This is a genomic window from Caproiciproducens puteiluti, from assembly GCF_052442865.1.
In the GTDB taxonomy this organism is placed as follows: Bacteria; Bacillota; Clostridia; order Oscillospirales; family Acutalibacteraceae; genus Caproiciproducens.
In genome coordinates this window covers 668754-681233 of the sequence record NZ_CP194790.1, presented here as the reverse complement: position 1 = coordinate 681233, position 12480 = coordinate 668754, and the positions used below count along the sequence as shown (strand labels likewise).

The window sequence follows — 12480 nt, the reverse complement described above, 5'->3', positions numbered from 1 at the left end:
CAGACTCCTTTCACAAGTGAAGAAAATTTTGGATGATTTGAACGCCGTCCGGCGTGAGAATAGACTCGGGGTGAAACTGTACGCCGAATACGGGGTATTCCCGGTGCATGACTCCCATCACCTCTCCGTCGTCCGTTTCAGCCGTAATCCGCAGGCACTCCGGAAGGGTGTCACGGACCGCCGCGAGGGAGTGATACCGCGCCGCCTGAATCCGACCGGGAAGCCCCCTGAAAATCGGGCAGCCGCCGTCAAGGGTCACCTCGGACGCCTTGCCGTGCATCAGCCGCTTTGCGTGGGAAACGACCGCTCCGAACGCCTCGCAGATGGCCTGATGGCCGAGGCATACGCCCAGAAGCGGAATTTCTTTTCCCAGTTCCGCCGCGGCGGCGGTGCAGATGCCCGCGTCCTTGGGATAGCCGGGTCCCGGCGACAAAATCATGTGGGAGGGACATAAGTTTCTTACTTCTTCAACGGTCATTTCGTCGTTCCGGATCACCCGGATCTCCGGATTGACCGTCCCGACAAGCTGATAAAGGTTATAGGTAAAGCTGTCGTAGTTATCGATCAGCAAGATCATCCGTCATCCCTCCCTGTGCAATTTCCAGCGCCTTTACGACGGCTCTGGCTTTATTGATGCATTCCTGATATTCGTTTTCCGGCACACTGTCGGCCACAATCCCCGCGCCCGAACGGACAAACACCCGGCCGTTTTTCTGAAAGGCGAGCCGGATCGCGATGCAGGTGTCCAGATTCCCGGAAAAACCGATATAACCGATGGCTCCGCCGTAAATGCCCCGCTTGTTGTTTTCAAGCTCATGGATGATCTGACAGGCGCGGATTTTGGGAGCTCCGGAAAGGGTCCCTGCCGGAAGCACGGCCTCCACCGCGTCCACCGCGTCCCGGTCGGGCCGGATTTTTCCGGACACGGCGGACCCGATATGCATCACATGCGAGAAGCGTTCAATGCTCTTGTATTTTTCCACCCGCACGCTGCCAAAGCTGCTGATTTTCCCAATGTCGTTGCGCCCCAGATCAACCAGCATATTGTGCTCGGCGCATTCCTTCTCGTCGGCCAGAAGCTCCTCCTCCAGCCGTTTGTTTTCTTCCTCCGTTGCGCCGCGCGGCCGGGTCCCGGCCAGGGGGAAGGTTTTCAGCACACCGTTTTCCAGCTTCACAAGGGTTTCGGGAGAAGCCCCGGCAATCTCGATATCGTCGCTCGAGAAATAAAACAGATAAGGGGAAGGATTGATGGTCCGCAAAACACGGTAGGTATTCAGAAGGCTTCCCTCAAAATCCGCGTCCAGCCGGTTGGACAGTACGACCTGAAAAAGTTCCCCCTCACGGATATAGTCCTTCGCCTTCTCAACCATTGCGCAGTATTCCTCCCGGCTGAACAGTTCCCGGACCGGCGACGTCATCCTGCCCGGGATTTCATTCCGGCAGGCACCGTGAAGGATGAGCTCCCTTAAATTTTTAAGCTCCATCCCGGCCCGCTCGTATTCCCGGTCGATATCGTCACACCGGGCATTGACGATCAAAATAATTTTCTGCCGGAAATTATCAAAGGCAATCACCTTGTCGAAGAGCATGAGGTCGACGTCCCTGAAGCCTTCCTCGTCCTTTGCGTCCAGCCAGAGAGAGGGCTCCGCATACTTAATGTAATCGTAAGAAAAGTAGCCGACCAGTCCGCCGGTGAAGGGCGGAAGATTTTCAAAGCGCGGGCTTTTGTTGTCCGCAAGCACCTGCCGGATCATCTCTTTGGGATGTTTCACATCCATCGTTACGGAGGAACCCGCCCGGATGACGAGCTTTCCGCCGGTGCAGGAAAGCTCCATGACCGGGTCAAACCCCAGGAACGTATACCTGCCCCATTTCCGGCTCTTCTCCACCGACTCGAGCAGATAGCAGTGACTGCTGACATTCTTGAGCTTTCGCAGAACCTCGATCGGGGTGATAACGTCGCTGTAAATTTCACAGCTGACGGGGAGAATTTTGTATTCTCCCGTTTTCGCGATTGTTTTTGCCTGTGTAAGGCTGGGAACCGCCATTTTCTGATCACGCCTTTCTTCTTAAAATCGGAAATTACGATCAGAGACGACAAAAAAGCCCGTCCCTGACAATTCTGTCAAGGACGAGCTTAAAACTCGCGGTGCCACCCTGATTCACGGTATCACAAACCGTGCGCTTAGCGGGATACCAACATATCCCCGGCAACTGACGTATGCCAACACGTCGCAGAATACTTGGCTTTCGCCTTTGACTGCGCCCTCTGCGGTCCATTTGATAATCTGTTTTCTGCCCGATTCTCATCATCGCGGGCTCTCTGTAAGAGCATGACTACCGTTATCTCCGCATCAACGGTTTTTCATTTAATTTTATTGAGAGTACCACAAATCCTGATTCCTGTCAACCCCTTTTTTACAGGAATCGGACGCCGGAAGCAATTTTATGATTGCGCGCGCTTTCCCTGCGCCAGGTTTTCGTTGTCGGCGTCGACGACCACAGCGTCGCCCGCGGAAAGGCCCTTCTCAATAATACAGCCGTCGCTGGTTTCGACCCCTTTGGTCACCTTCTGCACCGCCAAAACCCCGTTTTTCACAATCCAGACACAGTCGCCCCCATCTTTTTCAAACATGGCTGTTTTGGGCACGACCAAAGCGTTCTGGCGGGTGTACACGGTAAACCGGACGTCGATATCGTAGCCGATTTCCAGCGCGTTTTCCTTCGGCTGGATAAGAGCCCGTATCTTGCGCTCTTCCACGCCGAGTGAGGACGTCTTGACCTGCGCTTCCCCCTCTATTTTCAGGACCTGCCCTTTGATCGTTTTCTCTCCCATACGTTTATCCAGCAGCAAATCCACCTGATCGCCCACCTTTACCCCGTCGATTTCCCTGACCGGAATAAAAGTCTCCACCACTTCTTCGGAGGAAATTTTGGCGACGGGCGCCTGCTGCTCCGCGATGTTCTTGTTCAGGACCGGCAGGTCGGTGATGACGCCGGCCACCGGTGCGTAAATGGTCGCCCTGCCCTTTTTTTCCGTCATCTGCGCGATGCTCAGCTTTGCCGCTTCGATCTGCGACTGATAATACTGCTGCATGCCGGAGGAATATCCTTTTTCCAGCAGCGCCGACGTGGATTCGATCTGGGTTTCCAGCGCGCTCTCCTGTGCCTGATACAGCTCCTCGGAGGGCTTCCCGCCCCGGAGCTGCTCCAAAACGAGCTGGCTTTGGTACAGGATGCTTTTGGCCTGATTATATGCCTCTTTTGCCGTACGGATCGTCTCGTCGTCGAGATCCCGGACGTCTCTGTAATATTCGTGCGCCAGATCGGCGTTGCGCTGATTCATGTCCACAACGTTTGCCTGTACCTGAATCTGCTTTTCAATGGAGTGAGTGGTGTCCCCGCTTTTGGCCATTTCCGCGCGCAGGGTAGCCAGCTGGCCCTTCAGCGTTTCCAGCGTTACGGCGGCGTTGTCGCGCTCCTTCTGCTCCTGAAGCCCCAGATTCGCAATCTGGGCATTGTAGCCGCTGATGCTGCTCCGAAGCTGTTTAACCTGATAGGGATAGTCGGGGTCGTACACCTCGGCGATCACGTCGCCCTTTTTGACCGTCTGGCCTTTTTTCACATGTACGCCGAGGATTTCCCCGGACACCAGAGGATACAGGTCGTATTGATTGTCATAAGCATAATCGCCCTGCTCGGTAAAAGTCAGCGTCGCCGTTTCCGGGCGGAGCACCTCTGTTTCCACCCGCAGCGGAGCCGTTTTATATAGGTAGGCGCCCGCACCCGCAGCAAGGACAACAAGCAGCAGAAGCACCAGTTTTACGATTTTTTTCAAAAGGCTCACTCCCTTTCCTTGAGAACTTCGACCATGTCGAACTTGGATATTCTTCTTCTTGCGAGACGGTTGGACAGCGCCACCGTCGCCGCACAGAGGACCGCCGCCGAAAAATAGCTTCCCAGCGGGGTGTTGAGAGGCATGGTAAACAGATCGCTGTCAATCGTAGTCGCCATGGCCTGCTTGATCATCCGCGTAAGCAGGATGCCCAGAGGCAGCGCTCCGAGCGACAGCACCCAGTATTCAAAGCTGACCACCTTCCCTATTTCCTTCGGATGCATCCCGAGGACCCGCATGGTGGCGTATTCCCTCTTCCGCTCGGAAAGGGAAATCGAGGCCGTGTTGGTAATAATGGCGAAAGCGATGATCATCCCGATTCCCTGCATCATTTCCATCAGTGAGGAATAAGTACGGAACATATCCATGTAGCTTGCCTTGGCTTCCTCCTGATCGGTCATGGCGGCCACGTTTTTCGCGTCCGTCAGCTCCGCTTTGATCGCCTGCGGGTCCTTTGCGGACAGCAGGATGCTGTTGACCGTCGGCGGAATGTCCAGCGCGTTCCAGATGCCCTTCAGGCTGGCGAACGCGGAGGAACCGGAGTTCGTGTGGACCACACCCATTACCGGAAGCGGAATGTCCCTGTCGCCGGTATAAGGCGTGCGCACGGTGAGAACGTCCCCCCGCTTCGCCTGAAGCTTTTTGGCCAACGTGCTGCTGAGCAGGATTCCCTCCTTTGGCGGGCTGTGGTTCTGTTTGCTGTCGACGTCATAAATCCGGTAAAGTCCGACGTCGTCGGGAAGCGCGGTCAGCGAAACGGCTTCCTGCAGGTGCTCCCGGTGGAGCTCAGCCGGAAGCTCCAGAATCGCTTCGGCGCTGTCGACCCCTTTCAGGGCGTCCGCCGTCTCCAGAGCGTCGGCCGCGCCGGTGGGTGTTTTCAGGGTGATTTTCAGGTCGTAGACCTCCACCTTTGTAAACTGGTCCAGCATCAGTGTTTTGAACATGTCGCCGTAAGAGGCCATAAACGCGGTGATGGCAAACGCAAAGGCCATGCCCGCCAGCACGAACGTGCTGCGGAATTTATTGCGGGTAATATTGCGCGAAGCCATAAACCCGTAGGAGGTAAGAAGCTTCCGGATAAGCGGGAGCCGCGCAAAAAGATCGCTTTTCAACACCGGGGGCGACGGCGGGCGCATGGCTTCCCCGGGCTCCAGCCTGAGCACGCCCCTGACCCCCATAAACGCGCCGGCCAGCCCCGACAAGACGGCAATCAGCAGTCCCATCAATATGTAAAACGGGTCTGGCGGGACCTGAATGGCAGGCAAACTGAAATAATCCAGATACATCTGCGTCATTCCCCCGGTCATCACAAGCCCCAGCAGCACGCCTGCAACGCCGCCGACGGCCCCGGTAACCCCGCCGTAGGACAGGTAGTGCAGGACGATGGTCCAATTGGAAAAGCCGAAGGCTTTCAGGGTCCCGATCTGCATCCGCTCCTGCTCGATCATGCGCTTGAGCATGATGTACAGGATCAGGACAGCCATCACGATAAACACCGTCGGGATGCTGGCGCTCATACTTCCAAGCTGGTCGATTTCCTGCTGCAGCATCGCGTGGCTGGGCTGGTCCTTCCTCGCAGTCAGAGAACGCAGACCGTACGGTTCCAGCGCTTCGCGCAGCGGGGCCTCCACCTGCCGGAAGGTAGCCCCCTTTTCCAGAAGGAAGGACAGACGGTTGGCAATCCCCCGCCCGCTGCCCAGCGTTTCCAGATCGGCCGCCGGGACAAAGGCGAACCCGAACGCACTGTCGTCGGGAAGGAGCTGGCCCGTGTCCGGAATGACGTAAACGTATTCCGGGCTTTGGGCAATGCCCGTAATCTGACGCTCGATTTCCTGACCGTTCACGATCAGGCGGACAGTATCTCCGACCGCAAGTTTGTTTGCGGCGGCAAAGGTTTGCCCGATCAGAAGGCCGCCGCTTTCCGGAACCGTCCCCTTTGCCAGCACAAAATTGTTCAGCCGTTCGGGATCTTCGGGGTCAAAGGAATTCAGCCTGAGGGTGACGATTTTGGTGTCGCTCAGCCCCATCACCCTGGCGTCCAGCGTGATGGAGGAGTCTATACGGGAAATCCCCTTGATATCGGACAGGTTCTTTACGGCGCCGGCCGGGATGGCGTCCACCGAGGCGAACCCGTCCGCAAACCGCTGCGACGCGTAAAACTGTTTCTGCGCGGAGGAAAGATTGACATAAAGCAGCTGATAGGAAACATAAACCATAATCCCCATCGCCAGAAGCACGATACAGGCAAAATAGGATTTTCGGCCGCGCCACACGCCCCGGACGGCCTGCTTCCAAAGTGTCACCATGCCACCTCCTCGGGCGCAACCGGGTTGGGGTTGCTCCGGTCGCCGGCGATCCGTCCGTCCTTTACAATCAGGACCCGGTCGGCGACTTCGGCGATTCCGGCGTTGTGCGTAATGATGACCACCGTCTTGCGGTAGCTTTCGTTGAAATCCTTCAGCAGATGAAGCACCTGAATTCCGGTGGATACGTCCAGCGCGCCGGTCGGCTCGTCGCAAAGCAAAATATCGGGGTTCTTGGCGATCGCGCGGGCAATCGCCACGCGCTGCTGCTGCCCGCCGGAAAGCTGCGACGGAAAATGCCCGCCGCGCTCCGCCATATCGATCTGGGCAAGCAGCTTGCGCGGGTCGATCGGATGCGCCGCCATTTCCGAAGCCAGGGTGATATTTTCCAGTGCGGTAAGATTCTGCATGAGATTATAGAACTGGAATACGAACCCGACGGCGTTCCGGCGGTAATTCGTAAGCCGCTTCTGGTTATAGCCGCTGATGTCCTGCCCGCGGTAAAGCACCTGACCCGCCGTAGGGACGTCGATTCCACCCATAATGTTTAAAATCGTACTTTTCCCGGAACCGGAAGGCCCGAGGATTACGACAAATTCCCCTTCACCCACGGTGAAATCCACACCCTGCAGCGCATGTACCGTCACTTCACCCATATGATATTCCTTTGTCAGGCCCTTGACCTGCAAAATCGTGTCCAAGCTCAGGATTCCCCCTCCAAATCAGAGCATCTGCTCACATTGATTTCCCCTTATCGGTATAAATGCCGTTCTTCAGGATATATTCCATATCGTCAAGAATCTGATCGATAAGTTCCTCATGAATCGTTTCGGCGTTCGTCGTTTTCAAGTAATAAGAAAGATACATTCCCAGGCTGATCAGAATAAAATTGAGCAAGTGCGGATTTACCTTCTCCGAAATTTCGCCCTGCCCGATCTCGTGTTCAATAAAAGGGACATAAAACGAACTGGTGATGTCGGGATAGAGTTTCATGATTTTCTGATGCACCGGTTCTCCCTCAAGTTGTACGAAATCCGCCCCGATGCGCAGCAGCTCGGGGTTCTCCGTAAAGTCCCGAAACATCTGATGGGAAATCATCCTCAGAAATCCGGTGAGGGATAAATCCTCCAGCCGCCCTTTTTCCCTTTCGTAGACCGCAAGCTTCTTCCCGGCGATGATGGTAACAATGTAAAGATAAAGATCGTCCTTATCCTCGAAATACTGGTAGAAGCTGCCTTTCGCAATCCCGGCCTCCTGCACCATTCTGGAGATATTGGCGCCTTTATAGCCCTGCTCCGCAAACTCCTTTACGGCGACGTCCAGAATCCACTTGCGTTTCTCCGCAGGAAGATTGAAGAAAGTCTGTTTCGGCATCAAACCCCTCCCTTTTTATTTGTTAGCCGTGGTGACTGTTCAGTCACATGACTGCTAAGTCACTTTGCCCCATCATTATATGACTTTCCCCTTCTCTTTTCAAGAGGGAAAATAAAAAAACGAACCGGGTTACGGAAAGTCCGCCTTTGAAGAGGCGGGTCCGTGTAAGGTCCGTTTATCATACTCTAAGACAGAATCTGTGTTAGGCCTCATGGAATGTATGGAAATCCGGCGCTGTTCTTCGGGAATCGACCGGCAGATAAAGCACGCGACCCGTTTGATCCGCCCAGCTTTCCGGCAGAACGCGGGGCCTGCCGACAGAGTCATAGACGATGCCCGCACCCTGAACGGCAGCCGGGCTGTAGCAGTTGCGCCCGTCGATCACAACCGGCCTTTTCATGTGCTCCGCGTATCCGGCGGGGTCAAAATTCCGAACCTGCTCCCACTCCGTCAGAATCAGGCAGAGATGCGCATCCTGAATTGCTTCCCCGATCGTGCCGCAGCAGGTGATCTGATGAGGATACAGCCTTTTGATGCGTTCATACCCGGAGGGGTCCCACACGCGGACATCCGCCCCTTCCTGCAGCAGAACGGCAATATTCTGCAGAGACGGCGCGTCTCTCAGGTCGTCCGTATCCGGCTTGAAGGTGAGCCCCAAAACGGCGACCGACAATCCTTCCAGGTTCTGATAATACCGGCGGGCCTTTTTAATCAGCCGGATCTTCTGGTTTTCGTTCACTTCGATCGCGGCCTTGATCGTCTTGATCTCATAATCGTAGTATTTGGCCAGCCAATGGAGCGCCTTGGTATCCTTCGGAAAGCAGGACCCTCCGTAGCCGATGCCCGCGCGCAGAAAATTCTTTCCGATGCGGCTGTCCGCCCCCATCCCGCGCGCGACTGTTTCCACGTCCGCCCCCACGATTTCGCACAGATTGGCAATTTCGTTGATATAGGAGATTTTCAGGGCCAGGAAGTCATTGGACGCATACTTGATCATTTCGGCCGTCTGCCGGTCTGTTACGATGATCTGTCCCTGATAACCGGCGTAAATGCTCCTGAGGATTTCCCCGCAATGCGTGCTTTCCACGCCGATGACGACCCGCGGACCGAACAGAAAATCGCGCACGGCGGTACCCTGCGATAAAAATTCCGGGTTGGAGGCGACTTCGATCGTAACGCCTCTTTTGGCCTCCGAAAAAAATAACCGCTCCAATTTGCGGTTGGTCCCGATCGGCACGGTGGATTTGACAACGCAGACGCAGTCCCCGCACGCGGAGGCGGCGATCTGTTTGGCAACCGCAAAAACCTGCTTCAAATCTGCAAAGCCGTCCTCGCGTTCGGGCGTTCCGACACAGATAAAGGCGGTCTGCGCGCCGCGGCACGCTTCGCCGCAGTCGTCCGTGTAAGCCAGCTTTTCTGCACAGCTTTGCATCAATTCCTCCACGCCTTTTTCAAAAATGGGGGAACGCCCCGCCCTCAGAATGGAAAGCTTTTCCGTATCCGTCTCGACACAGGTCACCTCATGCCCCCAATGCGCCAGACAAACGGCCGTGACCAGCCCCACATAGCCCGTTCCTATCACCGCTATTTTCATGCTGTCTCCTTCTCCTTGCTTGATTCGGCGTACAAGGCGTACAAAATCAGTTTCCGTAATTCGATCAGGATTTATGGATATCGGCCTGCCGGCGGGCGGGAAGAGAAAGCGCAGCCGATCCGTAGTGCAGCATCAGGGAGTCGAATATGGAATCCCAGCTTCTGCTTTTTGCCGTCTGAAGGGCCTGCCGACAAATCCGGCCGCGCAGCTGGGGGTCCAGCAGGCCGAGGATGGCCCGCGAGAGGCTACCGGAATCCCCATACCGGCATACGAGCGCATTTTCGCCGTGTACCGTATAGTCCGTCACCCCTCCGGAGTCCGTACAGATGGGCGCAAGCCCGCTGGCCATGGCTTCCAGCAAAACATTCCCGAAGGTTTCGGTTCCGGACGGAAACACGAACGCGTCCGCGCTGGCATAGACCTGCGCCAGCTCCGCACCCCGCTTTTCGCCGGTAAAAACGACGTTCGGCAGTTTTAAGGACGCAATCTCCTTTAAAAAGGGCCCGTCTCCGGTAATCCAGAACTGCACCCGGTCGCCGTGGGTTTCATTGACGCCGCGGATGCTTTGCATCAGAACGTCGAGGCCCTTTTCCACCGAAACCCGCCCGACGTACAAAAACACGGTTTTGTCCCGGGCCCCAAGCCGTTCTCTCAGCTCCGGAGAAAAATGGGAGGGGCTGAAACGGTCCAGGTCGATTCCGCGCGACCAGATGCCCAGATTTTTAAACCCCCGCCGCTTCATGGATTCCAGCGTATCGCGGGAAGGACACAGATTCACCAGCGCAAAGCTGTGGAACCATTTCATATAATGCCACAGGGCCTGGCTGAAATAGGTCAGATGGTAAAAATGAAGATATTTGTCAAAATTGGTATGGTAAGACATCACGACCGGAATCCCCAGCGCCTCTGCCGCGCGCAGCCCGACCAGACCCATACTCAGCTCGGTTACGATATGTACCACATCCGGGGCAAAATCCGCAAGAAGGCCGGTTATCTTTTCCAGCGGCGCAAACGCGATCCGGCACTCCGGATAGATGATCGGGCAAAAGCCTTTAAACCTCGTCACCGGCAGGCCCGCGCACTCGTCGGAATCGAAGCCGTAATCGGGAGCAAAAAAGACATGTTCGATCTTTCTGGCCTGCAGATACCGGCTTAAATAGGACAACGTGTTGGAAACCCCGTTGACCTGCGGGTAAAAAGTATCCGTAAAAAATGCAATCCGCAACTTTTCCGCCCCTTTCCTGGCTATACCGCTTTCAGATTGTCAAAACGGCAGGGCTCGGCCTGCTCTTCCTCTGCCGCCGCACATCCGGAGGTTAGGACGATCAGATCGATGCAGGCCGTCATGGCGTACAGCAGATCGTTCCCAAAGGACAGATGCGACACAAGGTACCCGGAATGCAGCGTCTCAAACTGCCGGTAGATGCCGTCCGCACCCTTCGCACGCGCCGCCTGCGCCATAAAGCGGATGGAGGAAAGCTGCTCCATATTTTCCGTAAAATAGCGGTGCAGCCTGTTTTCATAGGCAATATGCTCCGACAGGTTCCCCGGGAAGCAGTCGCTGTGGGCGTAACAAAAAAAATCCGCATAGAAATGGCAGAGGATTCCCAAAAGGCGGGAAGAGCGTTTGTCATTGCATACAGAAGAGTGCCGCGACAGAAGAAGCCGGAGGATATGCCGCACGTGCACGGCATTGTTTTTCAGGTAATGCGGCCGAATCAGGAAGGACGGACAGTAATCGGGCAGAACATTGCCCAGAAGAAAGCTTTTCCGCTCCAAGTGAATCTTGTAATGTGTTTCTACATATTCGGACAAAAATTTGCCCATCAGAATGTGCGAAGACGTGTTCATACCACTCACCCTCTCGATTACAGTATATTAGCGCTAAGGTATCGGTAGCGTTAGAAAAAGGTAAAATTCCTGTGAAATAGAGGCCCGGCATCCTGCGGACCGGAACTTTTTCCCTATCCCCAAGCCCCCGCAAACCGCCGCCTGAACGGCAATGGAAACGGCTGGTAAAAACACAGCGCAAAAAAGGCGGGCACCCGAAAATGGTGCCCGCCTTTTAACCAGTGATCCGCGCGAAGAAATCCCTAATGAATAAGCAAATAACCCGCTTTGGTGATCGCCTGACGGATTTCCGCCAGATGGCCGCTGTCCTTTGTCTCCATCCTGATGCTCAAAGTACAGGCGTCCACGCTGATATCCTCCCGGCTCCGGTCGTGGTGGATGCTGACCACGTTTGCGCCCAGGTCGGCAATAATGGCGGTCACCTCCTTGATCTGTCCGGGTCTGTCCGCCGTTTTCAGGACCAGCTCGCCCAGGCGTCCCGCTTTTTGAAGGCCGCGGCTGATGACTCTGGAAAGGATGGTCACGTCGATATTTCCTCCCGAAAGCAGGCAAACCGTCTTTTGTCCTTTGATATCGATCTTGTTGAACATAGCCGCCGCAACGGAAACCGCGCCGGCTCCTTCGGCAATCAGCTTATACCGCTCAATCAGCGCAAGAACAGCCATTGCCGTTTCGTCATCCGTTACCGTCACGATTTTATCCACATATTTGCGGCAGAACTCATAAGTCAGGTCTCCCGGACATTTGACAGCAATCCCGTCCGCAAAGGTGGAGACGCCGGCGAGCGGCTCCAGCTTCCTGTTCTCAACGGATTTCAGCATTCCGGGCGCGCCGCTGGCCTGCACCCCATATACCTTGCAGTCGGGTTTTAATGTTTTAACGGCAAAAGCGATTCCGGAGATCAGTCCTCCGCCGCCCACCGGAACAATCACCGCGTCGGCATCGGGCAGCTCATTTAATATTTCCAGCCCGATGGTCCCCTGTCCCGCGATGACATCGGGGTCGTTAAACGGATGGATCAGGACTGCCCCGCTCTCTTTTTGCAGCTCGCACGCTTTCTGAAAGGCATCGTCGTACACGCCTTTTACAAGGCACACCTGCGCGCCGTAGCTTTTGGTCGCTTCGATCTTTGAAAGCGGCGCTCCCTCCGGAATGCAGATCAGAGACGGAATCCCTCTTTTTGCCGCGGCAAAGGCCACGCCCTGCGCGTGATTTCCCGCGGAGCAGGCGATCACGCCCTTTGCCCGCTCCGCCTCGGACAGCTGTGAAATTTTATAATACGCGCCGCGCACTTTAAAGGAGCCCGTTCTCTGCAGATTTTCCGGCTTCAGGTAAATTTCGCTTTCGTGATTGATGTGCGGCGCATATATTAATTCCGTTCTGTGGACGACGTCCTTCAGAACCGCTTCGGCGTGATAAATTTTATCCATTGTGAACATACATTTTCTCTTTTCGTTTGCTCA

The 12480-nt window shown here is 55.4% G+C and carries 10 protein-coding genes; all 10 read right to left on the bottom strand.

What is annotated here, in order from left to right:
- Positions 1 to 10: 10 nt before the first annotated feature.
- Positions 11 to 577, bottom strand: a complete 567-nt coding sequence (locus tag ACRQU7_RS03320) for an anthranilate synthase component II (protein ID WP_444643689.1) — start codon at positions 575 to 577, stop codon at positions 11 to 13.
- Complete coding sequence (gene trpE / locus ACRQU7_RS03315) at positions 558 to 2048, bottom strand: anthranilate synthase component I (protein WP_444643687.1); 1491 nt, start codon at positions 2046 to 2048, stop codon at positions 558 to 560. The genes ACRQU7_RS03320 and trpE overlap by 20 nt, the downstream gene beginning before the upstream one ends.
- 398 nt (positions 2049 to 2446) lie before the next feature.
- Positions 2447 to 3838: an efflux RND transporter periplasmic adaptor subunit gene (locus tag ACRQU7_RS03310; RefSeq protein ID WP_444643685.1), complete on the bottom strand. Its 1392-nt coding sequence runs from the start codon at positions 3836 to 3838 to the stop codon at positions 2447 to 2449.
- A 5-nt stretch (positions 3839 to 3843) separates the two neighbouring features.
- Positions 3844 to 6201: an ABC transporter permease gene (locus ACRQU7_RS03305; RefSeq protein WP_444643683.1), complete on the bottom strand. Its 2358-nt coding sequence runs from the start codon at positions 6199 to 6201 to the stop codon at positions 3844 to 3846.
- Positions 6195 to 6899: an ABC transporter ATP-binding protein gene (locus ACRQU7_RS03300; protein WP_038322489.1), complete on the bottom strand. Its 705-nt coding sequence runs from the start codon at positions 6897 to 6899 to the stop codon at positions 6195 to 6197. Before ACRQU7_RS03300 ends, ACRQU7_RS03305 begins: the two co-directional genes overlap by 7 nt.
- Positions 6900 to 6933: 34 nt before the next feature.
- Positions 6934 to 7572 carry a TetR/AcrR family transcriptional regulator gene (locus ACRQU7_RS03295; protein WP_444643680.1) on the bottom strand — a complete coding sequence of 213 codons (639 nt, stop codon included), beginning with the start codon at positions 7570 to 7572 and terminating at the stop codon, positions 6934 to 6936.
- Between the two features lie 202 nt (positions 7573 to 7774).
- A complete protein-coding gene (locus ACRQU7_RS03290; protein WP_444643678.1) occupies positions 7775 to 9166 on the bottom strand; it encodes a UDP-glucose dehydrogenase family protein in 1392 nt (463 codons plus the stop codon).
- Between the two features lie 64 nt (positions 9167 to 9230).
- Complete coding sequence (locus ACRQU7_RS03285; protein ID WP_444643676.1) at positions 9231 to 10391, bottom strand: glycosyltransferase family 4 protein; 1161 nt, start codon at positions 10389 to 10391, stop codon at positions 9231 to 9233.
- 20 nt (positions 10392 to 10411) lie between these two features.
- Positions 10412 to 11017 carry a zinc dependent phospholipase C family protein gene (locus ACRQU7_RS03280; protein WP_444643674.1) on the bottom strand — a complete coding sequence of 202 codons (606 nt, stop codon included), beginning with the start codon at positions 11015 to 11017 and terminating at the stop codon, positions 10412 to 10414.
- A 242-nt stretch (positions 11018 to 11259) separates the two neighbouring features.
- Positions 11260 to 12456, bottom strand: coding sequence for a threonine ammonia-lyase (ilvA, locus tag ACRQU7_RS03275; RefSeq protein WP_444643672.1), 1197 nt, complete (start codon positions 12454 to 12456; stop codon positions 11260 to 11262).
- Positions 12457 to 12480 lie beyond the last annotated feature (24 nt).

Excerpts from the sequence above, each read along its gene's own strand:
- ACRQU7_RS03320 (WP_444643689.1), bottom strand. The coding sequence starts at position 577 with ATGATCTTGCTGATCGATAACTACGACAGCTTTACCTATAACCTTTAT.
- trpE (WP_444643687.1), bottom strand. The coding sequence starts at position 2,048 with ATGGCGGTTCCCAGCCTTACACAGGCAAAAACAATCGCGAAAACGGGA.
- ACRQU7_RS03305 (WP_444643683.1), bottom strand. The coding sequence starts at position 6,201 with ATGGTGACACTTTGGAAGCAGGCCGTCCGGGGCGTGTGGCGCGGCCGA.
- ACRQU7_RS03295 (WP_444643680.1), bottom strand. The coding sequence starts at position 7,572 with ATGCCGAAACAGACTTTCTTCAATCTTCCTGCGGAGAAACGCAAGTGG.
- ACRQU7_RS03290 (WP_444643678.1), bottom strand. The coding sequence starts at position 9,166 with ATGAAAATAGCGGTGATAGGAACGGGCTATGTGGGGCTGGTCACGGCC.
- ACRQU7_RS03280 (WP_444643674.1), bottom strand. The coding sequence starts at position 11,017 with ATGAACACGTCTTCGCACATTCTGATGGGCAAATTTTTGTCCGAATAT.
- ilvA (WP_444643672.1), bottom strand. The coding sequence starts at position 12,456 with ATGTTCACAATGGATAAAATTTATCACGCCGAAGCGGTTCTGAAGGAC.